Source organism: Burkholderia sp. AU45251 (genome assembly GCF_030482905.1).
GTDB lineage: Bacteria > Pseudomonadota > Gammaproteobacteria > Burkholderiales > Burkholderiaceae > Burkholderia > Burkholderia aenigmatica.
This window is the reverse complement of sequence record NZ_JAUJQH010000022.1, coordinates 25,778-46,569: the sequence shown is the minus strand read 5'-3', so window position 1 is coordinate 46,569 and position 20,792 is coordinate 25,778. Positions and strand designations below refer to the sequence as shown.

The window sequence follows — 20,792 nt, the reverse complement described above, 5'->3', positions numbered from 1 at the left end:
TTTTTTATGGCGCGAGCGATGCGTCGTCGAACAGCGAAAACTGCCCGTGGCGCTCGGCCGTATCTTCGTCGATGCGCACGCCGACGCCCAGCAGCCGCACCGCCTGCGCACGCCGTTGCAGCCCCTTCGCGAGCAGTGTGACTGCGGTGTCCGCATTCGTCGCGTCGGCCACGCACTCGACCGTCGTGCGCTGGAAATCGGCGAAGCGGATCTTCACGTACAGCTTGCGGATCGACCGCGCGGCACCCGCCCGCACAATCCGCGCATCGAGTTGCACGACGAGCCGGCGGATTTCTTCCGCGCACTGCTCGAGCGTCGTCAGGTCGGTCACGTAGGTCGTCTCGACGCTGACCGACTTGCGCTCCTGATCGGCCTGCACGGGCCGCTCGTCAATCCCGCGCGACAGTTCGTACAACCGCCGCCCGAACGCGCCGAATTCGCGGTGCAGGTCGATCAGCGGCCAGTCGCGCAACTGCGCGCAGGTCTGGATGCCGAGCCGGTCGAGCCGCGTGGCCGTCACCTTGCCGACGCCGTGCAGCTTGCGCACCGGCAGCGCCGCGACGAACGTGTCGATCTCGTGCGGCCGCACGACGAACAGCCCGTCGGGCTTGTTCCAGTCGGACGCGATCTTCGCGATGAACTTGTTCGGCGCGACGCCGGCCGACACGGTCACGCCGACCGTGTCGTGCACGCGCTGGCGGATCTCGCGCGCAATCAGCGTCGCACTGCCCTGGCACCGCTCGGACCCGCTGACGTCGAGGTACGCCTCGTCGAGGGACAGCGGCTCGACGTCGGGCGTGTAGTCGCGATAGATCGCCATGATCTGCCGCGACGCCGCGCGGTACTTGTCCATCGCGGTCGGCAGGATCAGCAGGTCCGGACACTTGCGCATCGCCAGCGCCGACGACATCGCCGAATGCACACCGTAGCGCCGCGCCTCGTAGTTGCAGGTCGCGATCACGCCGCGCTGGTCGGGCCGGCCGCCGACCGCGAGCGGCCGCTTGCGCAGCGACGGGTCGTCGCGCATCTCGACCGACGCGTAGAAGCAGTCGCAATCGCAATGGATGATCTTGCGCATGCGCGGCAGCGCGTCGCCCGGCGGCGGCGCGTGCGGATCGGCAGGCGGAATGATGGTCGGGTTCACGGTGCCGATACTGTACAAAAACACAGTGCCGGTTTCAACTGTCGCGTGCGGCCATACCCGGCGGCGCCGTACCGGCCCGCTTTGCGCGGATCGTACCGGCCGGGCGCGGACAGCGGCGCCTATACTCGTCAGCCGCAATACACGAAACGCACAGGTGACGGATGAAGACGATCGGACTGATCGGCGGAATGAGCTGGGAATCGTCGGCCGAGTATTACCGGATGATCAATCGCCATTCGAAGACGCTGCACGGCGGCCACCACAATGCGAAGAGCGTGCTGGTCACGGTCGATTTCGCGGAGATCGAAGCGCTGCAACGCACGCACGACTGGGCCGCGCTCGGCGAACGGATGGCCGACGCCGCGCGACAGCTCGAAGCGGCCGGCGCCGATCTCGTCGTGCTGACGACCAATACGATGCATCGCGTCCACGACGCGATCGAAGCCGCGGTGACGCTGCCATTCCTGCATATCGCCGATCCGACCGGCACGGCGCTGCGCGAGGCGGGCGTCGAGCGCGTCGCGCTGCTCGGCACGCGCTATACGATGGAGTTGCCGTTCTACGCGGAGCGGCTGCGCGAGAAGTTCGGCCTCGACGTGCTCGTGCCCGACGAAAGCGGGCGCGACGACGCGCACCGGATCATCTACGACGAGCTGTGCCACGGCATCGTCTCGCCGGAATCGCGCGCGACGTATGTGCGAATCATCGATACGCTCGCGCAACGCGGCGCGCAGGCGGTGATCCTCGGCTGCACGGAAATCACGCTGCTGATCGGCGCGGACGATTCGCCGCTGCCGGTGTTCGATACGACCGCGCTGCATGCGAAGGCGGCGGTCGAGTGGGCGGCGCGCTGACACGCACGCGGCACGTGCCACCGATGCGGCGGCTTCACTGAAATCCGCGGCCTGCCGCATACACGATCGATCCGCTCCCGACCAGCCGGCGGACGAACCTCGACGCATGCGGCCAAGCGTTCGCGACGCGTTGCGCCGAACCGCTTGTTAGGATATCGACCTCGACCCTACCTCACCTGATCAGGACGATTCGCCGCATGGGAAATCGCGCATGGCTGTATCTTCGGAGCAACTCGGGCAACGGCGCGCGCATGACCCAGGTCGCCGAGGCCAGCAACCACTTTCCGACCCTGTGGCGCATCCTGCTGGCCGACGGTGCCCGAGGCGCGGCGATCGCCGATCAGCGCGTATTCGGCGATGCGGGCACCGACAACCTGACCAGCGATGCCGACGCCGCCGTGGCGCGGCTGGGTACGCTCTCCACCTTCCTTGGACGGCATGCGCGGCGCGGCGAGACACCGTGGCTGGCACGTCAGCTCGACGGCGCAGCCCGGTACCTCGGCGAGCAGGCGGCGCGACTGACGGAAAACGGCGAGCCTGCGGGCTTTTCGGCCAATCTCGACGAGTTGTCGTGGCTGTCCGACGATGACGACTTCATCGCGACCACGCGCGAATCCTGCCACGCGACCTGGACGCAGATACAGGCGTGCATCGCAGCCAACGACGCGCGAGGCGTACGGCATTTGCTCGGGATCAACGGGCCGGGCGACTGGGTCTGGGGATTCGGCTTCGGCGGCTTGTCTCACGCGTACTTCTCGCGACAGCAGCCGCCTCGCGACACGACCTACGACGATTTCGTCGCGTCGGGCGGACTGTCGGCCGACGACCTGCGCTGCGACGCCAGCGGCTCCGATGCGTTTCGTGCGAAGCGGCGCCAGCGATTCCTGAGCGAGGACTATTTCGACTGGCTGCAGCCGTATCTGGACGAGCGCGTCGCGTACTGGTCGGAAAACATCTCGCCGGTGGGCAGCACCGAAAACGAACAGAAGGCGCTGACCGCACGCCATCTCGTGTCCGGTTACTACCCGCGCTTCCTGCTCATGTACACGAGCGGCATGGACCTGACGCTGCTGCGCGATGCGCTCGAACCGGTGATCGCCGCTTACGAGCGCTGCACCGACGCGTGCCGCGCGCACGAGGAAAACGATCGCCAGCCGCCACTGTGGTTCGACAGCATCGAAGACTATGAGACCGTAATGCAACTGATCGGTTTCTGTTACCTGCTGCATCGCCGCGACCTGCTGCCGCGCATCGCCGCGATGTTCGATCCTGCCTATCGCGCCCGCGATACGCTGTACGAAGACCTGCTTGCGTACGAGTTCGAAGGCCGCTTCGATGTCGACCAGTGGTACCACGACGTCCCGTATCGTCCGCTCGTCTTCAGCTTTTACCGCGACACGAAGGCGGAAAGCATCGACGACATCGCCGCCTATCTCGACACGTGGTATCCGGCGATGCTTGACGCAACGTGGCACGACGGGCATCTCGACGTCGGTGCGAAGGGCAAAGGCAGAAAAATCTATTTCGGCTATTGGGCCGTCGAAGCGGCCGCGGCGGCCTATCTGCTGGCGCTCGACGACAGCAGCCTGCGCGATCGGCTGGTGTATCCGAAGGATCTGGTCGACTTCGCGCGCAGCCGCGATACCGATAAGCAACCGGACGCGGCGCCCGACGGCACGCGCTGATCGGAAAGGGCCCGGCAGATCTGCACGGGCCCGCGCATGCGGCGCGCCGCATCGCGTTTCGGCGCCGGAAAACAAAAAACCCGGCACGGGGCCGGGTCCTTGTCGACGAAGCGCGCATCGGTCACTTGCGCTGCACATCGTCTGGTGTGCTTGGTTGCGGGGGTAGGATTTGAACCTACGACCTTCGGGTTATGAGCCCGACGAGCTGCCAGACTGCTCCACCCCGCGTCAGAGAAATAAATTATAGGGTGAGGGAGCACTCACGTCAACACATTTGTCACAATTTCTTCTCCGTTCATCGGAACAGCGGCGCGCGGCGCCTCCCCGCCCCGCACGATGCGCGCGTTCGCATCGCGTGCTCGCGGTAAGATGGCGGCCTTCGCATTCACCCCGCACGCACACTCCCGTTCATGAAAATCGCCACCTGGAATCGAAAGTGACTTCATGGGCGATAATCGCGGGTCACGGTGGATCATTGAGAATCACGCAAAATCCCCTGATTTTCAAGGGTTTTTCACGTAAAAGTCGCGGGCGCCCAGAGTTGGCACGACCTTTGGTATCGGTGAAATTTTAGGGTATTGTTCGGGGTATCGCCAACGGGCACCCCTCCATGAAGCAGAAAACTTATCCCCTGTCCGATGCCACCGTGCGGGCTGCGAAGCCTCGCGAAACGGACTACAAACTGAGCGACGGTAACGGGCTGCCGGGGCTTCACCTGCTCGTCAAAGCGACTGGCGCGAAGCTGTGGCGCTACAAATTCCACCTGCATCGCCGCGAAGGATTGTTGAGCATTGGGGCCTATCCCGCCGTCACGCTGGCCGCAGCAAGGGAAGCACACCGCGCCGCCTGCGCTCTGGTAGCGGCTGGCATCAATCCCGTGCACGCTCGCAAGGACGAACGCGAACGCGCCACCCAGGAAAAGAAGCAAGCCGAACGCGGCGCATTCGCGACCGTGCTGCAGGACTGGCGCGACGCCGCCGATAAGCACCTGGCCCCGTCAACGGTAAGCCAGCGCAGCCGTGAAATCGCCAAGCACATCGAGCCGGAATTCAAGAACAAGAGCATCACGACCATCACGCGCGCCGACCTGGCAGACCTGCTGGCGCGCGTCGAGAAGAAAACGCCTGAAGTCGCGCGCAACTTGCGCGGATACCTGTTTCAGATTTTCGAACACGCCATCGGTGCAGGCGTGCTGAATGCCAACCCCATGCCGCCGGCTCGCCCCAGGCGCGGCGCACAGGCACGCAGCCGCACTCAGGTGCATCACGCCGCCATGGATATCGGGCGCATCCCCGGCTTCCTGGCGGCCCTGGATGCGTCGAACTGCAATCCGGAGACGCGGGCGGCCATGAAGCTTGTGCTGCTGACTGCAGTTCGCAAGGTAGAGGCGACCGGCGCGTGCTGGTCAGAATTTGACCTGAATGCGGGGGAATGGAACGTGCCTGCCGCGCGCACAAAGGCGCGGCGTGCGCATTGGGTGCCCCTATCCCACCAGGCCGTCGCACTGCTGCGCGAACTGCACGAACTCACGGGGCACGGCATATACCTGTTCCCCCACCGTGATCGCGCGCATACGCCGATGACCGGAAACGCGCTCAACGCCGCAATGAATCGTATCGGCTACGGCGACGCGGCGACGGTCCACGGATTCCGAAGCGTCTTTTCAACACATTTCAACGGCCTGCACGCGAACCCCGATGTGGTGGAACGCTGCCTTGCACACGCACCCGAAAACGAAGTGCGCGCCGCGTACAACCGGCACCAGTACGCAGACGAGCGCCGCCAGATGATGCAGGCGTGGGCTGACTACCTGAATGGGCTACCACCCCAAACCGCCATTGCAGCCTGACGAACACCCCGCCTTGTGCGGGTTTTTTTGTACCACTGCGAGCCGGATTGCCAGAACGAAAATATTTTCCGTGAAGTCCCGTTAATAACCATGCGGTTGGCGTGATGCCGAATGATGGCATTAAGGGAATGCGCCTATGTCAAGACCCCTGCATTCATCCCTATGAATTCGGCTTTTGGATAACCTTCGATCTAAGGATGTTGCATTGAGTGCATCCAAACAAACTTATATCGGAGCTATCAAAATGGTGGGGCAAAATCCCCAGCGCTTTCTGCGCATTCATGAAGTGATTTACAAAAGCGGCCTGACGCGCGCGGCTATATATGCGCTTCCGGACTTTCCTAAACCCGTCAAGATCGGGCCGCGAGCATCGGCATGGGTCGAGTCGGAGGTTGAATCCTGGATGGCCGCCCGTATGGCTGCGCGGGGGCGAGCATGAGCGAAAACAATAAGGCTGCATGGGAAGCCATGTGGCATGAAATCTACGCGCGAAAGGCGCAACAGACAGATGACGCCGTTGCGGCGCCTCATTCGACGGACGATATCCGGGCCATGACGCCGGCCGAGCTTAAGAACTGGATCGCCGCAAACGGCGCTGCCATTCTGGAAGCCCAGAAAAAGGCGCGCGACGCCGCAGCGAGAAGGGCAATGGACTACGCGCAAATGCGCGTCCTTCAAGGCGCGAGCATCCAGGACATTGGCGATAGTTATTTCCGCGATTGCGTGAACCGCAAATACTGGCCGGCGGTCTACGTGGAAGTGGCGCGCGAACTGTTCCGGCAGATTGGCTGGGTTGATCGTAAGGCGGAAGAATGACATTTGCGGATAACGCCAATACCGAAGCGGCCTTCCGGAAAATCATGGGCCTGGATGCCGCGTCACCAGTACCGGCATCGCAACCGAAGAAAAAGCCGAAGCCGCCGCGCGCCCCGAAGCCTGAAGGGCTGTTGCTCTGGGAAGATGAGCAACGGGAAAGGCGGAAAGCGCAGCCGGCGAACGACAACATACCCAAGCCGAGGAATGGCATCGAGGCCGTCGAATCGATGGCCCGCCACGGCATCGCGCTGGCGACCGACATGCGCGGCGATCCGTATGCGAACCTGGATGCCGCCATTGCGGTGCTGCAACGGCATCCGCGCTTCGCCGGCCGCATCTGGTACGACACGTTCCACCAGGACATGTTCACCACCTGGGACTGCGACGAGCCACGCCAGTGGACGGACGCAGATCGCTTGCTGGTTGCGGCGGTGTTCCAGCGCGAATTCGGCCTGGTGAAGTTCGGCGATGAGCTGATCGATAAGGCAGCCATCGCCGTCGCTCAGGCCGACCAGCGCGACGAACTGCGCGACTGGCTGCAGTCCCTGCGCTGGGACGGCGCGCCGCGCCTGGATGACTGGCTGCAGCGCGCTGTCGGTGCGCCGGACGACGAGTATCACAACGCCATCGGCCGAAACTTCATTCTGTCGATGGTTGCGCGTGGCCTGGTGCCTGGCTGCAAGGTGGACACCATGCCAGTGTTCGAAGGCTCGCAGGGCGCTGGCAAGTCGAAACTGCTGGGCATCCTGGGCGGAAAGTATTTTTCCGAACTGTCCGAAGGCATGGATACGAAGGATTTTTTCGTGACCATCCAGGGCACGTGGTTGACCGAAATCGCGGAACTGGACGCGTTCCGAAAAACCGAAGTGACTCGGATCAAGCAAGCGCTGTCGTCGTGCCAGGATCGCTGCCGATTGCCGTATGCGAAACGTGCCGTCAACCTGCCCCGCCGCGTTGTATTCGCCGGCACGACCAACGAACACGAATACCTGCGCGACGCGACCGGTGCGCGCCGTTTCTGGCCACTGACCGTGGCGAACATCGACCGCGAATGGCTGCAGAGCAATCGCGAACAGCTTTTCGCTGAAGCCGTCGAGGCATTCAATGCCGGGGCGACGTGGTGGGACGTGCCGGCCGATGCTGCCAGGGCGCAGACCGATGAACGACGCGAGACGGATGCGTGGGAGCCGGTAATTGCCGAATGGTGCATCGGCCATCGCGAAGTGCTGGTTTCCGAAGTGCTGGTCGGCATCGGTGTGGACGTTGCGCGCCAGGGAAAGAATGAGCAGATGCGCGCAACGAACATTCTGAAGGCCATCGGCTACAACAAAGAGCGGATCATGCGTGGAGGCAAGCAGGTGCGCGGCTGGGTGAATGCCGGCGCCGCCAGTGATGGCGATGACCGCCCCGTTTGACCGCAGACCACCACCGACAGCAGGGCCGCCCATCTGGGCGGCTTTTTTGCGCCTGGTTGTGGCTCACCTGCTTTTGTAGTCCACCTGTCCGAATATGGTGGTCTACGCGGAAACCCGCGTGGATATTGGCTTTAGTCCACTAGACAACCTAGACCACCTATTTCAAAGACTTAGACAATGTTGTTTGGAGATATATAGGAAAGTGGCCGTCTATGTGGACTAGGCGGTCTAGTGGTCTAGATGCCGCGACGCGCCCCGCTACACCGCATCCTGGATGACACGCGCCAGCTTTCCTGCATGCTGTTGCGAGAACGCCGGTTCGCATCCAATGCGCCGGACGTGCTGCTGATATGCGTCGTGGCCATCGGCGACCTGGAGGCCAGATGACAGCGTTCAAGCCGGCGGACTTTATCGGCATGCCGCGCGCCACGGTGATACGCAGGCTGGCAGCGATGGCCCGCAGCGGCCTGGTGGAGCGCGACAGCAGGCGCCGGTACGTGCTGACACCTGAAGGCAGGCGCAGGGCTGCGAAGGCTGCTGGCGTGGTGTGAACGCGGCGGATACGCGCATCGCGTCGGGTCGGCGCCACGATGGTGCGCATCGTGTTGTTTATACGCAACATGGGTCCTTCCCCGAGGGGGCGGTGGTCGGGGGCATGGCGTCCGCAGCTATCGATATCTGCGTGCGTTCGAAATTCGAACTTTATGATTGCATTCGTTGCGTTAATGAAACTCCACGCAACGAATGTTGCGTCCTGCAGAAGTAAACAACGCCCCTCCGAGCGCCGCATTACTTCGATCCTCGCGCGCCGACGCAGCGCCCCATCGTCACGTCGCTTCACGCAGCATCACTGGATGCCGCTGTTACAAAAAAAATCGCTCAAGTATTCACGGGCGTGAATGCTAAGTTATTGTTTTTACTAGACTTTTCTGTAGAATCCTTTGAAACAACCTGTTCTAAGGACTGCTGATAATCATGCCGCAACCGAATACGCTTCACGAAATTTTCGACAACAGCACGCGCGCCCTTGGCTATGCCGACGTGGGTGCGGCCGATAACCCGCACCGCATCGCCGTGCCTGCCGTCGCGTCTGGCGGCATCGACCTGACCCGCGCCTTTGCAATGCGCGAAGGCTTCGAAAGCTACTACCGCCTGAACCTGGTGGAAGCCGGCAAGACGAACGAGCTGGACCCGTCCGCGCTCATGCGTGACAACAGCCGCGTAGTTGCAGCTGGCGCGCGCCTGATCGTTGCGCCGGAAAAGCCCGCGCCGCAGTTCGGCCCACAGAGCGGCGCGAACCATCCCGGCTTCTACACGAACCCGTCGAAGGTGCGCCACGTCGAGCCGGCATTGTTCGCAAGCGTGTCCGATGGCCAGGAAGCCGCGCTGTCGCCGATCCCGTTTGCAGACGCTGACTTTCAATGGGGCGACGCTCCGAATTTCGGGTTCCGCAGCAAGATCACGCGTTCCCAGCGGCGCGACGTGGCCGGCGATCAACTCAGCGACGATTTCGTGATCGCGATTGCGCTGGGCCTGGGCGAATTGATGGACCACCTGTTCCTTTCCGCTGTCGTGGCTGCAACGCCGGCCGCTTTCAGCATCGGCGCACTGGCGGCACGTCACGCGAAGCTGGACGAAGCCCGCGCGCTGGTGGGCACCGCTGGCGCTGGCGCATCGTTCCGTGGTGATGGCGTGTTCGTCGCGGCTGGCGGCATCCCGGCCGAACTGACCGCCGCGACCGACAAGACCGTGGTGGGCCTGTTCAATCGCGCAGCTGTCGCGGTGCGCCCCGAACTGAGCGTCCACGTGAAGCGCCTCAATGTGAGCGGCGACCAGGAACTGATCGTGTTCGGCAACCTGCAGGCGGTTATCCCGAACCCGTCCACCGACTTCTGGACGGCTGCGTAAATGTTCGCGCGCTTCGCATCCTTTTTCGGCGCACGGCGCGCGCCTGTCGCTAGCAGTCCCGCGACGGACGTGCTGCCGCCTGAGTGCGTCACGATCCTGGCGGCCGTGTCATTCGCCGACCGTGGCCCCGACGACGAAGGCGCTCCGCGCATCATCGTCACGCTTCCTGGCAGCGGCGCGTTCCGTTACGGCAGCGATAGCGCCAGCGCATGGCTGCGGGCGCGGTTCGGCCTCAACGATGCGCAGATGGCGCGTGCGCTGCAGATGCTGCGCGCGAGGTTGGCGGACTATCAGCGGCAGCAAACGACCGCAGCGGTTGGCCATGGCGAGCGCTGGGCCGACTGGCGGCCATTGGAGATGTAAATGGACACGAAGAAAGTAAGCGTAACCCTGACGCTCCCGCGCGATATGCGCGAGCGGATCGAAGTGGAACGCCGCGCCATGTCGCGCAATGTCGGGGCCGAATTGTCGCTCAACCAAGCGGCCACGGCACTGCTGCAGCGCGCCCTGGCGAACCCGCAAAACGATTTCGTCCCTGCGGCACGGTAATGCCGACGTGGCCGCTCGCGGCGCCACGGGTTGCAAGTTCGCGAGCGTGGTACGGCACCGCCACGATGATGAAAAGGGCCAACCAATTTCCACCCGGCCGCTGGGTAAGCGGACCAGGCTAGACGCGCCGCCTGGGTTCTCGAAAGGGCGCGTACACGGCCTGGCCCCCCGTGATCTACAAAGGGCCGCCTCACTCGCGCTGGCTACCGACGCCGGAAGTATCGGAAGCACTCCTGAACACATGAACACGACCACATGAGCACACGAAACACTCTCACCGAAGCCGCCAATCAACTCGGCGAATCCAGCGCCCTGCTGGCGCGATATCGCACCCTGTTGGCAGGGGCCGGCAGCATCACCGCGCCCGTTGTGGCGCACGCGGTGAACGACCTTCGCCGCACGGCAACCGCCCTGGAATGCGTGGCCATCGCCCTGGCGAATGCACAACGCGCGCCGCAAGGGACAACCGAATGAAGGCCCTGCTGCTGAAGCTATTCCGCCGCCGCGCCGAACAGGCCCCCGCTCTCGAAGTCGCGCCGTCCCACGCCCCAGCGCCGACGCCGCGCGAACCTGCAGGCAAGCGCCGATACGGCAAGCGCAAGAGCCGCCACCCCGCGCCGCGTGGCGCTTACAAGGCCGACTGGAACGAGCCGATTTTGCGCGGTGACCGTCGATGAGCGATATCGACCAAAACAACCTGTTCGCGATGCTCTCCGGCACCATCGCGACGGCCGACGCAATCAGCCAGGACACGCGCCAAACGCTCGATAGTCGCGCCGCTGCCGGACGGCTGCGTGATGCGCTGCGTTCCTGGCGGCCGCTGGCTTGGGAATTACGCGACTGGACGCCCGCAGCGCCGACCGCGTCCGCAACGACTGGGGTATCCAAGCAATGAGCGCGGTACGCCTTCCGTTTGCCGCAGAGGATGCCGGCCGCGCGGTTTTCCGCCGCGACAAGGATGGGCCAGACTGGGTGGCCCTGGTGGATCGCATTTTGGGTCCCGTCGTAACCGAAGCGGACCGCGAACGGCGGCGCGCAGATGCACTGGCGTTGTCGGCCGCCGCCATGAAAGCTGCCGAAGATATCAACCTTTCAAATCAAAGATGAGCAATCACATCGAAATCCTCGCATCCAGCCTTGCTCGCGCACATGCTGACGCAATCCACAACGATCTGCTGCCGCTGGCGCAGCGCCCTGACGAGCCATCGGCTGAACTGGTGACCGATATCGTGGCCGCAGTTATGCGCCACGCCGAACGCCTGGACGCGCGCCTGCCAGGCTAACTATCCGATGTGGCGGCGCGGCGATGCGCTTGCACTCGCCGCCACTGAATTGCGGGCGGCCGGTAACACCGCCCCGGAATAAATGCGGTGGGTCAGCCCATGCGCCACTGCTCACCATCATACGTGTAAGGCGCCAATGGATTTACGTTACGCCAAACCCGGACAACGGCCCTCAACTCATCTGACGCGCAGTCTTTCGTAACGGAACCCCATTTACCCTTTAGCTCCCCACGCAGGTACATGCTGCGCAATTCGCTTACCGTTGCATCTACAAACGAACAGGGACGCGCAAACACCGAAGCCGCGCCGTACGTCCCCTCCGCCGCCAGCAATTTTTCGGCAACTTTTGAATAAGCAAACTTAGCGGTTTCATCTTTACAGAAACCAACCGGGTCTTGGATTTCCAATCCCTGAATGAGCGACGCGTCGAACGCAATTTGCCCTACTGAAACATGGCCGCCTTGGGCAGCTGTCAGTAAGCGATACTCTCCGATGAACCCGCCACCGTGGTCCTGACTGACAGTAACAATCAGCATCGTTTCCCCCAAAGCACCGGGGTGCGCGTTTTCTAGGCGATATAGGAAAAAAGGAATCGAGTTTGGCATATAGTCTCCCGTGCGTGTGGCTCTGATCGAACGCGGCGCGCGCGCCACGCCGGGTAAGTATAGATCCAGCCCCTATGCTTTCTGCGATTCCAGCGCTGTTGTGGTGCTCTGAACACTACACCGACATGGACATCCGACACTGCCGATTTGCGAGGTAAGTTGTCGTCAGCAACCCGGAATCGCATTCCTTTCAACGTGGCATGATTGAGTCAAGTCATGGACTTTCGATGTTGAACGCCGCTGCATGTAACTCAACGTAGGTGTTGGGCAGCGACGTGCCACACGAGAGCGATAGCGGAGACAGTTATATGACAATGATGGTGGTTTGGTATCGAGAGAAATTCAGACAAGTGTGGTGTGCTGCCGATACTAGGTTATCAGGTGCCAACGGCATTGCGACCGACCATGGACCAAAGATATTTCCCGTCCCAGTTGCCTGTCACGTCCATCAGGGAAACGGAAAGCAATGGAGAGCGGTTCGCCGCTACTCGCTTGGGTTCGCTTTCTGTGGGAACAACCTGTCTGCTACTACTACGCATGCGATGGCATCCGCATGCACACAGTCTCTTGCATCAAAAAACAAACGTGATCATCCTGCATCCATAGCAGCAATCGCCGAGCTGTATAGAAATGTTGCCGAACATCAGATTCGCGACATTGCCGGCCGCGCAGTTAAACACCCCGAAGTTTACTTCTTCACAGGTGTGATTTTTGGCTATTGCTTAGTACAAAAGCGATTCATGGGATTTGAGCTTACCCCTGAACTATTCGCGAATGGCTTCAACGTGAGCATTCGAGAAATGCGATTGCTTCCGCACCACTTCTATCCTTACGGCAGCGGAACTCAGGAGTTCCTTCGATTGCATGATGAGCTTCGGCATCAACCCGATCACAGTGTAATCACTACGCTTAGTCGAATGGTTGAGCGGGGAATCCACCAGGAAGTCGGTGGCCATGTTCAGATTGGGGTGAGCGCTACCAGTGGCTTTCACTTACCGCAAGTTCTCCACTTGGCGGGGCCGCTGGATCGACACGTCACCTTTCTTGGATGGGACGTAAACCAAGCCCCTGAGTTAGACGGGTACAGAATCGGGTTCAACGCCGTCGGCCTTGACTAGCAGCGGCATCGAAGATGATGCCGGCGGCTGTTTTTGCTTTCCGCTCCGTATGTCAGACTAGCGACGCATGATGTAACGTGATCCAGCGTGAACACATCACATTTAGGGGTATTCAAAAGGGTACCGCTCACCACACATCAATGTAATTACCAACAAATCAAAGGCTTACGCTACAATTGAAAATCGCCACCTGGAACGTCAACTCGCTTAACGTCCGCAAGCAGCATGTGCTCGACTGGCTCGCGCAAAGCGGAACCGACGTGCTGTGCCTGCAGGAACTGAAGCTGCCGGACGAGAAATTCCCGCGCGCCGAGCTGGAAGCAGCCGGCTACCGCAGCTGGTTCACGGGCCAGAAGACCTACAACGGCGTCGCGATCCTCGCGCGTGACACGCTGTCCGTCGACGAAGCGGACGTCGTGCGCAACATCCCCGATTTCGACGATCCGCAGCAGCGCGTGGTTGCGGCGACGGTCGACGGCGTGCGCATCGTGTCCGCATATTTCCCGAACGGCCAGGCGCCCGACTCCGACAAGTTCGTCTACAAGATGCAATGGCTCGACGCGCTGCAGGCATGGCTGCGCACCGAGCTGCAGCGCTACCCGAAGCTCGCGCTGCTCGGCGACTACAACATCGCGCCGGAAGACCGCGACGTGCACGACCCCGCGAAATGGGAAGGCCAGAACCTCGTGTCGCCGCAGGAGCGCGCGCACTTCGCGCAACTGATCGAACTCGGCTTCGTCGATGCGTTCCGCCGCTTCGAACAGCCGGAGAAGACCTTCACGTGGTGGGACTACCGGATGATGGCGTTCCGTCGCAACGCGGGGCTGCGCATCGACCACGTGCTGCTGTCGCCGGCACTCGCCGAGACGTGCACGTCGTGCGAAGTCGATCGCACGCCGCGCACGTGGGAACAGCCGTCCGACCACACGCCCGTCGTCGCGGTCGTCGGCTGATCGGACAGCCCGCGCGCGCTCAGCGCCGCGCGGGCGCCGGCCCGAGATGGGCCCACAGGAACCCGAATTCCGCCGCGTCGGCTTCCGCGCGCTCCAGATCGTCGGCGCTGCCGTGGCCGCCATCGGTGTTCTCCCAGTACCACACCCGTTCATGACCGAGCGCATGCATGCGCGCGGCCATCTTGCGCGCATGCGCGGGATGCACACGGTCGTCGCGCGTCGACGTCGTCAGCAGTAGCGGCGGATACGCGACGCCTTCGCGCACACGGTGATACGGCGAGTACGCGGCCAGCGCCGCGCCTTCGTGCGGATCGTCCGGGTCGCCGTATTCGTCGAGCCACGCGGCGCCCGCGTGCAGCTTCGGATAGCGCCGCATGTCGAGCAGCGGTACGCGGCAGAGCACCGCGCCGAACAACTCCGGGCGCTGCACCATGCACGCCGCGACCAGCAGCCCGCCGTTGCTGCCGCCTTCGATGCCGAGCTGCGCGGCGGTCGTGACGCCGGTCGCGGCCAGATCCTCGGCCACCGCGATGAAATCGTCGAACGAACGCTGGCGATGTTCGCGCTGCGCATCGACGTGCCAGCGCGGCCCGAACTCGCCGCCGCCGCGGATGTGCGCGAACGCCATCACGCCGCCGCGCTCGAGCCACCCGATACCGAACGCATCGCTGTAGCCCGGCAGGTTCGGGATCGCAAAACCGCCATAGCCCGACAGCAGGCACGGCCGCGCGACACGCGCGGCACCATCGGCCACGTCGAGTGCATCGCGCGGCCCGATCAGCGTGTACGGCACCATCGTGCCGTCTTGCGAGCGCGCGCTCGCGCGACGCACGACGAGCCCGGCCGCGTCGAACTGCACCGGCGGCCGGTCGAGCAGCACGCGGCGCGACGGCGCATCGTCCGCGCGATCGGCAAGATCGGCCAGCCAGCATTCGGGCGGATCGAGATAGGTATCGACGTCCACGTAAATCTCGTCGTTCAGCGTCGATTCGACGGGCTCGACGTCGATCTGCGCGTCGGCCGGCCCCGGCCACTCGAACGGTCGAGCCTCCCACGTCCACGTGCCGTCGTCGGCCTGGCTCGGCTGCCACAGCATCGTGCGGTTGTGCACGTCGTCGAGCCAGCTCGCGATCAGCGTCGTGCGCGTGTGGGTCCACGTGCACGCGGACGTCGACGGTTGCGGCGCGAACAGCGTCGTGAGTTCGCGCGACCCGGCCAGGAACGCCTGCTCGCGAATCGCGAGCAGCGAGCCGCCCGCATGGCGCGCGCCATCGCAATCCCAGTCGAGACGCGGCTCCAGCACGAGCCAGCCTTCCCAGAACCCGACCTCGACATGGGTCGGCACGTCGTAGCGCGCCCACTCGCCCGCGTCGGTCAGCCGGTACGCATGCGCGTCGAAAAAGTCGACGCTGCGCCACGCGACGTGGCGGTTGTCGATCGGATCGAATCCCGCGCCCGCGCTGATGTCGTCGGGTTCGCCTCGGAAGACGACGGGCGCATCGGCAAGCGCCGTGCCACGCACCCAGCGCCGCGCTTCATACGGATAGCCGGCCGCGGTCGCATGTGCTTCGCCGCGATCCCAGCTCACGTAGACGGTATCGCGATCGATCCAGCCGACCGTGTGATGCCCCGGCTCGTCGATCGTGAAGCCGCCGTCGACGAAACGCCGTTCGACGAGATCGAATTCGCGCACGACGACCGCGTCGGCACCGCCCGGCGACAGCGACAGCAGCGCGCGATCGCCGTCCGGATACAGGATCGCGTCCTGCTCGAACACCCACGACTCGGCCTCTTCCGCACCGAGCGCGTCGACGTCGAGCAGCGTTTCCCACGCCGGTTTTCCCGCGCGCCAGTCGTCCCAGCGCGTGCGGCGCCACAGCCCCTTCGGATGGAGATCGTCCTGCCACAGGTCGTAGGCCCAGTCGCGCCAGCGGGTCGGAATCACCGGGCGTTCGCGCGGCAGGTACGCTTTGGCGAGGCGCGCCGTCAGCGCGCGATACGCGTCGTCGTCACGCAGCGCGGCGCGTGTGCGCGCATTCTGCTCGTCGACCCACGTGCGGGCGCGCTTGCTGTCGAGCGCTTCGAGGAAACGGAACGGGTCGGCCCCGGCGGGCCAGCGGAAAGAATCGGACATTGCGGATGGGCGGAATGGCAAACGGCATGCAAACCGCGATTATGTCCGATCGCGGCATGCGCGATGCCCGCGCATGCCGCAAATCGTGCTCAGGGCTCCAGATGGAGTTCCTGGATCTTGCGCGTGATCGTGTTGCGGCCGATGCCGAGCCGCTCCGCGGCCTCAACCTTGCGGCCGCGCGTGAAGTCGAGCGCCTCGCGGATCACGGCCGCCTCGAAGCGGCGTGCGAGCTCGTCCATCACGTCGGCCGAGTTCTCGCGCAACAGCCGTGCAACCTCGGTGCGCAGGCCGTGCTCCCACAGCGGATAGCCGGCCGGCACACCGCCGTTCGGCGCGGCCGCGACAGGCGCCGACACCACCGGTGCTGCACCGATCGCCGGTTGCGCGAGCGCCGTGTCGCCACCGCTGCCGTGCGCATCGACACCGTCGCCCATCGCAACCACCGGCGCGCCGGCCGGCACGAGATCGGGCGGCATGTCCTTGATCTCGACCGTCTGCGCGGGCGCCATCACGGTCAGCCAGTTCGCGAGGTTCTCGAGCTGGCGCACGTTGCCGGGAAATGCCAGCGACGTGAGATAAGCCAGCGCTTCGTCGGACACGCGCTTCGGCTCGACGCCGAGATCGCGCGCGCTCTTCTGCAGGAAGTGGCGCGTGAGCAGCGCGATGTCCTCGCTGCGTTCGCGCAGCGGCGGCAGGCGCAGCCGGATCACGTTGAGCCGGTGGTAAAGATCCTCGCGAAACAGCCCCTGCCGTACACGCGATTCGAGATTCTGGTGCGTCGCGGCGATCACGCGCACATTCGCGCGCAGCGGGTTGTGCCCGCCGACACGGTAGAACTGCCCGTCCGACAGCACGCGCAACAGGCGCGTCTGCAGGTCGAACGGCATGTCGCCGATTTCGTCGAGGAACAGCGTGCCGTTCTCGGCCTGCTCGAAGCGGCCCTGCCGCGTCGTCTGCGCGCCGGTGAACGCGCCGCGCTCATGGCCGAACAGCTCGGATTCGAGCAGGTCCTTCGGAATCGCCGCGGTGTTCAGCGCGATGAACGGCCCGTTCGCGCGCGGGCTGTGGCGGTGCAGCGCACGCGCGACGAGCTCCTTGCCGGTGCCCGATTCGCCGGTGATCAGCACGGTCGCGGCCGAGTGCGACAGGCGGCCGATCGCGCGGAACATGTCCTGCATCGCCGGTGCCTGGCCGAGCATCTCGGGCGCCTCGGCCACGCGCTCGTCCTGCGGCGCGCCGCCGCGCAGGCTTTCCTCCACCGCGCGGCGGATCAGCTCGACCGCCTTGTCGACGTCGAACGGCTTCGCGAGATATTCGAACGCGCCGCCCTGGAACGCCGCGACGGCGCTGTCGAGATCGGAGAACGCCGTCATGATGATGACGGGCAGGCCCGGCAGGCGCTCGTGCATCGCCTGCAGCAACTCGAGGCCCGAGCCGCCCGGCATCCGGATATCGGATACGAGCACCTGCGGCGTCTCGTGGTCGAGCGCGGCCAGCGCGTCACGCACGTTCGCGAAGCTCTTCGTCGCGAAGCTGTCCCGGGCGAGCGCCTTTTCAAGCACCCAGCGGATCGATTGGTCGTCGTCTACTATCCAGATCGGCTTCATAGGTCGGTCAGATATTGGTAAATCTGGTGAATCGCCATGCCGCCGCTCAATGGTCGAGCGGCAGCAGGATCTGAAATTCGGTACGTCCGGGCCGGCTTTCGACCTCGATCATCCCGTCGTGCTGCTGCACGAACGTCTGCGCCAGTGTCAGGCCGAGGCCGCTGCCGTCATCGCGCCCGGACACGAGCGGGTAGAAGATCCGATCGCGGATTTCTTCCGGAATGCCGGGCCCGTTGTCGATCACGTGCAAGTCCAGTGCCAGCCGGTACAGGCGCTTTGCGATCGTCACCTTGCGCGCGATGCGCGTGCGCAGCTCGATCTTCGCGTCGCCCTGCGCGATCCGGTCGCGCAGCGCCTGCGCGGCGTTGCGCACGATGTTGAGCAGCGCCTGGATCAGTTGCTCCTTGTCGCCGCGCAGGTCCGGCACGCTCACGTCGTAGTCGCGCTCGATCGTGAGCCCGCGCGGGAATTCCGCGAGCATCACCGCGCGCACGCGTTCGCATACTTCATGAATGTTCACGTCGCCGACGATGTGCGGATGCCGATGCGGCTCCAGCAACCGGTCGACGAGCGTCTGCAGGCGGTCGGACTCCTTGATGATCACCTGCGTGTATTCGCGCAACTCGCCACGCTCGCGCTCGCCGAGCTCGAATTCCAACAGCTGGGCTGCGCCGCGAATCCCGCCGAGCGGATTCTTGATCTCGTGCGCGAGGTTGCGGATCAGTTGCTTGTTGACCGCAGTCAGGTCGTGAATGCGCTCCTCGCGATCGGTGCGCGACTGCCGCTCGTTCTCGAACAGCTCGACGAGCACGAAATCGGGCGCGGTCTCGAGGAAGCCGACAATCGCATGCACATGCAGCGGTTCGCGGCCGGGCCGGTCGAGCACGGTATCGAGGTGCGTCGCGTGAAAGCGTTCCTCGCCGATCGCGGTGATCGTCGAGGCCAGCTCGTTCGCGTTCGGAAAAATCTCGCCCCACGGCCGCTGCGCGAGCTGCCGGCGCGAGATGTCGAGCATCGCCTCCGCGGACGGGTTCGCGAACGCGATCCGCAGCGTCTTGCGATCGAGCACGATCACGACCGTCGGCAGCGCTTCCAGCCCCGCCAGCAGGCCCGAGCGCGCGAGCCGCTCGTCGTCCGTCTGTCGCTCGGGCTGCCCCGTTTTCGCCTTGATCAGATTCTTCAGAACCATCTGCGTGCTTGTCGCGCCTCAACGGGCCGGAAAAGGAAATTCGTCGGAACAAAAAAGGGACGGCTGGACGCCGCCCCTTTCAGACTCCGCGGTTCCCGCCGCAGGCCGCGCGACGGGAACGAACCGGCATGACGGCGCTGAATCGAAGCGCCATCGCCGATTACAGCGAGTAGTACATCTCGAACTCGATCGGGTGCGTCGTCATGCGGAACTTCGCCAGCTCCTGCTCCTTCAGCGCAAGGTACGCGTCGAGCATGCTGTCCGTGAACACGCCGCCACGGGTCAGGAACTCGCGATCCTTGTCGAGCGCTTCCAGTGCCTGGTCGAGGCCTGCGCAGACGGTCGGGATCTTTGCATCCTCTTCCGGCGGCAGGTCGTACAGGTTCTTGTCCGCGGCTTCGCCCGGATGGATCTTGTTCTGGATCCCGTCGAGGCCTGCCATCATCAGTGCCGAGAACAACAGGTACGGGTTCGCCATCGGATCCGGGAAGCGCGTTTCGATACGGCGGCCCTTCGGGTTCGACACGTGCGGAATGCGGATCGATGCCGAACGGTTGCGCGCCGAGTAAGCGAGCTTGACCGGTGCTTCGAAGTGCGGGACCAGACGCTTGTACGAGTTCGTCGTCGGGTTCGTGATCGCGTTCAGTGCACGGGCGTGCTTGATGATGCCGCCGATGTAGAACAGCGCCAGTTCCGACAGGCCGGCGTAGCCGTTACCCGCGAACAGGTTCTGGCCGTCCTTCCAGATCGACTGGTGAACGTGCATGCCCGAACCGTTGTCGCCGACGATCGGCTTCGGCATGAACGTCGCCGTCTTGCCGTACGAGTGCGCGACGTTGTGGATGATGTACTTCGACCATTGCGTCCAGTCGGCGCGCTCGACCAGCGTCGAGAACTTCGTGCCGATTTCGTTCTGGCCCTGGCCCGCCACTTCGTGGTGGTGCACTTCGACCGGGATGCCGAGCTGTTCGAGCAGCAGGCACATTTCCGAACGCATGTCCTGGAACGTGTCGACCGGTGCGACCGGGAAGTAGCCGCCCTTCGTGCCCGGACGGTGGCCCGTGTTGCCGCCTTCGAATTCCTTGGCCGACGACCACGGTGCTTCTTCCGAGTTGATCTTCACGAAGCAACCCGACATGTCCGTGCTCCACTGGACCGAGTCGAAAATGAAGAATTCCGGTTCCGGACCGAAGAAAGCCGTGTCGCCGATGCCCGTGCTCTTCAGGTACGCTTCCGCGCGCTTCGCGAGCGAACGCGGGTCGCGCTCGTAGCCCTTGCCGTCGGCCGGCTCGACCACGTCGCAGGTCAGCACCAGGGTCGACTCTTCATAGAACGGGTCGATGAAGGCAGCGTTCGGGTCCGGCATGAGCAGCATGTCCGACGCCTCGATGCCCTTCCAGCCGGCGATCGACGAGCCGTCGAATGCATGGCCGCTTTCGAACTTGTCTTCGTCAAACGCCGAAACCGGCACCGACACGTGCTGTTCCTTGCCGCGCGTATCCGTGAAGCGGAAATCGACAAACTTGACGTCCTCGTCCTTCACGAGCTGCATGACGTCGGCGACGGTTTTACTCATAACCTCTTCTCCTGATTGAACAATTCCGGCGGACTGGGAACCGCCTCGTTTATCGAGCTGACCGGGGTCTTGCTTTGGCGCAGCGCGCCCCGATTCGACCGAATCCT

Annotated in this window: 23 protein-coding genes and 1 tRNA gene; 17 read left to right on the top strand and 7 right to left on the bottom strand. The window is 63.8% G+C overall.

Translation table 11 applies throughout. The features are described 5' to 3' along the window. Nucleotides 1–4: 4 nt before the first annotated feature. Nucleotides 5–1,168 (bottom strand): DNA polymerase IV, encoded by a 1,164-nt coding sequence (gene dinB / locus QZM67_RS30670; RefSeq protein ID WP_301809038.1) that lies wholly within the window; start codon nucleotides 1,166–1,168, stop codon nucleotides 5–7. Between the two features lie 137 nt (nucleotides 1,169–1,305). On the opposite strand from dinB, the gene QZM67_RS30665 reads away from it, so the two are divergent. Then, nucleotides 1,306–1,998 carry an aspartate/glutamate racemase family protein gene (locus QZM67_RS30665; RefSeq protein ID WP_301809036.1) on the top strand — a complete coding sequence of 231 codons (693 nt, stop codon included), beginning with the start codon at nucleotides 1,306–1,308 and terminating at the stop codon, nucleotides 1,996–1,998. Between the two features lie 197 nt (nucleotides 1,999–2,195). Further along, nucleotides 2,196–3,683: a PoNe immunity protein domain-containing protein gene (locus QZM67_RS30660; protein ID WP_301809034.1), complete on the top strand. Its 1,488-nt coding sequence runs from the start codon at nucleotides 2,196–2,198 to the stop codon at nucleotides 3,681–3,683. A 151-nt stretch (nucleotides 3,684–3,834) separates the two neighbouring features. On the opposite strand, the gene QZM67_RS30655 is transcribed toward QZM67_RS30660, so the two are convergent. Then, nucleotides 3,835–3,911 (bottom strand) — tRNA-Met (locus QZM67_RS30655). Between the two features lie 382 nt (nucleotides 3,912–4,293). Between QZM67_RS30655 and QZM67_RS30650 the strand changes: the two genes are divergently transcribed. The 13 genes from QZM67_RS30650 (at nucleotide 4,294) to QZM67_RS30590 (ending at nucleotide 11,503) form a co-directional block, all read left to right on the top strand. Then, nucleotides 4,294–5,532 carry an integrase arm-type DNA-binding domain-containing protein gene (locus tag QZM67_RS30650; RefSeq protein ID WP_301809033.1) on the top strand — a complete coding sequence of 413 codons (1,239 nt, stop codon included), beginning with the start codon at nucleotides 4,294–4,296 and terminating at the stop codon, nucleotides 5,530–5,532. Between the two features lie 205 nt (nucleotides 5,533–5,737). Next, on the top strand, nucleotides 5,738–5,971 hold the full coding sequence (locus tag QZM67_RS30645; protein ID WP_230944996.1) for an AlpA family transcriptional regulator: 234 nt from the start codon (nucleotides 5,738–5,740) through the stop codon (nucleotides 5,969–5,971). Further along, nucleotides 5,968–6,348, top strand: a complete 381-nt coding sequence (locus tag QZM67_RS30640; protein WP_301809029.1) for a hypothetical protein — start codon at nucleotides 5,968–5,970, stop codon at nucleotides 6,346–6,348. The genes QZM67_RS30645 and QZM67_RS30640 overlap by 4 nt, the downstream gene beginning before the upstream one ends. Beyond that, nucleotides 6,345–7,763 carry a virulence-associated E family protein gene (locus tag QZM67_RS30635; protein WP_301809027.1) on the top strand — a complete coding sequence of 473 codons (1,419 nt, stop codon included), beginning with the start codon at nucleotides 6,345–6,347 and terminating at the stop codon, nucleotides 7,761–7,763. The genes QZM67_RS30640 and QZM67_RS30635 overlap by 4 nt, the downstream gene beginning before the upstream one ends. A 383-nt stretch (nucleotides 7,764–8,146) precedes the next feature. After that, nucleotides 8,147–8,314, top strand: coding sequence for a helix-turn-helix domain-containing protein (locus QZM67_RS30630; RefSeq protein ID WP_301809025.1), 168 nt, complete (start codon nucleotides 8,147–8,149; stop codon nucleotides 8,312–8,314). Between the two features lie 424 nt (nucleotides 8,315–8,738). After that, nucleotides 8,739–9,671 (top strand): hypothetical protein, encoded by a 933-nt coding sequence (locus QZM67_RS30625; RefSeq protein WP_301809023.1) that lies wholly within the window; start codon nucleotides 8,739–8,741, stop codon nucleotides 9,669–9,671. Beyond that, nucleotides 9,672–10,034: a hypothetical protein gene (locus QZM67_RS30620; RefSeq protein ID WP_301809022.1), complete on the top strand. Its 363-nt coding sequence runs from the start codon at nucleotides 9,672–9,674 to the stop codon at nucleotides 10,032–10,034. It begins immediately after the preceding gene. Continuing rightward, the gene (locus QZM67_RS30615) at nucleotides 10,035–10,220 is read left to right on the top strand and encodes a hypothetical protein (protein ID WP_301809020.1); all 186 of its coding nucleotides are present in this window, start codon (nucleotides 10,035–10,037) and stop codon (nucleotides 10,218–10,220) included. Nucleotides 10,221–10,475: 255 nt separating this feature from the next. Further along, on the top strand, nucleotides 10,476–10,694 hold the full coding sequence (locus QZM67_RS30610; RefSeq protein WP_301809018.1) for a hypothetical protein: 219 nt from the start codon (nucleotides 10,476–10,478) through the stop codon (nucleotides 10,692–10,694). Further along, nucleotides 10,691–10,897, top strand: coding sequence for a hypothetical protein (locus QZM67_RS30605; protein ID WP_301809016.1), 207 nt, complete (start codon nucleotides 10,691–10,693; stop codon nucleotides 10,895–10,897). Before QZM67_RS30610 ends, QZM67_RS30605 begins: the two co-directional genes overlap by 4 nt. Beyond that, a complete protein-coding gene (locus QZM67_RS30600; protein WP_301809015.1) occupies nucleotides 10,894–11,115 on the top strand; it encodes a hypothetical protein in 222 nt (73 codons plus the stop codon). Before QZM67_RS30605 ends, QZM67_RS30600 begins: the two co-directional genes overlap by 4 nt. Further along, a complete protein-coding gene (locus QZM67_RS30595) occupies nucleotides 11,112–11,327 on the top strand; it encodes a hypothetical protein (protein WP_301809014.1) in 216 nt (71 codons plus the stop codon). Before QZM67_RS30600 ends, QZM67_RS30595 begins: the two co-directional genes overlap by 4 nt. Then, nucleotides 11,324–11,503, top strand: a complete 180-nt coding sequence (locus tag QZM67_RS30590) for a hypothetical protein (RefSeq protein ID WP_301809013.1) — start codon at nucleotides 11,324–11,326, stop codon at nucleotides 11,501–11,503. The genes QZM67_RS30595 and QZM67_RS30590 overlap by 4 nt, the downstream gene beginning before the upstream one ends. 92 nt (nucleotides 11,504–11,595) lie before the next feature. On the opposite strand, the gene QZM67_RS30585 is transcribed toward QZM67_RS30590, so the two are convergent. Then, entirely contained in the window at nucleotides 11,596–12,108 is a 513-nt protein-coding gene (locus QZM67_RS30585; RefSeq protein WP_301809011.1) for a hypothetical protein, read from the bottom strand. A 308-nt stretch (nucleotides 12,109–12,416) separates the two neighbouring features. Here QZM67_RS30585 and QZM67_RS30580 point away from each other — a divergent pair, with 308 nt between their 5' ends. Next, nucleotides 12,417–13,226, top strand: a complete 810-nt coding sequence (locus QZM67_RS30580) for a hypothetical protein (RefSeq protein WP_301809008.1) — start codon at nucleotides 12,417–12,419, stop codon at nucleotides 13,224–13,226. 176 nt (nucleotides 13,227–13,402) lie between these two features. Then, complete coding sequence (xth, locus tag QZM67_RS30575; protein WP_175024106.1) at nucleotides 13,403–14,179, top strand: exodeoxyribonuclease III; 777 nt, start codon at nucleotides 13,403–13,405, stop codon at nucleotides 14,177–14,179. A 19-nt stretch (nucleotides 14,180–14,198) separates the two neighbouring features. Here the strand turns inward: xth and QZM67_RS30570 are convergent, their stop codons facing one another. The 4 genes from QZM67_RS30570 to glnA form a co-directional block, all read right to left on the bottom strand. Beyond that, on the bottom strand, nucleotides 14,199–16,313 hold the full coding sequence (locus QZM67_RS30570) for a prolyl oligopeptidase family protein (protein ID WP_301809005.1): 2,115 nt from the start codon (nucleotides 16,311–16,313) through the stop codon (nucleotides 14,199–14,201). 89 nt (nucleotides 16,314–16,402) lie between these two features. Then, on the bottom strand, nucleotides 16,403–17,920 hold the full coding sequence (ntrC, locus tag QZM67_RS30565) for a nitrogen regulation protein NR(I) (protein WP_301809003.1): 1,518 nt from the start codon (nucleotides 17,918–17,920) through the stop codon (nucleotides 16,403–16,405). A gap of 46 nt (nucleotides 17,921–17,966) precedes the next feature. After that, the gene (gene glnL, locus QZM67_RS30560; protein WP_122945802.1) at nucleotides 17,967–19,109 is read right to left on the bottom strand and encodes a nitrogen regulation protein NR(II); all 1,143 of its coding nucleotides are present in this window, start codon (nucleotides 19,107–19,109) and stop codon (nucleotides 17,967–17,969) included. A gap of 160 nt (nucleotides 19,110–19,269) precedes the next feature. Then, entirely contained in the window at nucleotides 19,270–20,685 is a 1,416-nt protein-coding gene (gene glnA, locus QZM67_RS30555) for a type I glutamate--ammonia ligase (protein WP_043190396.1), read from the bottom strand. Nucleotides 20,686–20,792 lie beyond the last annotated feature (107 nt).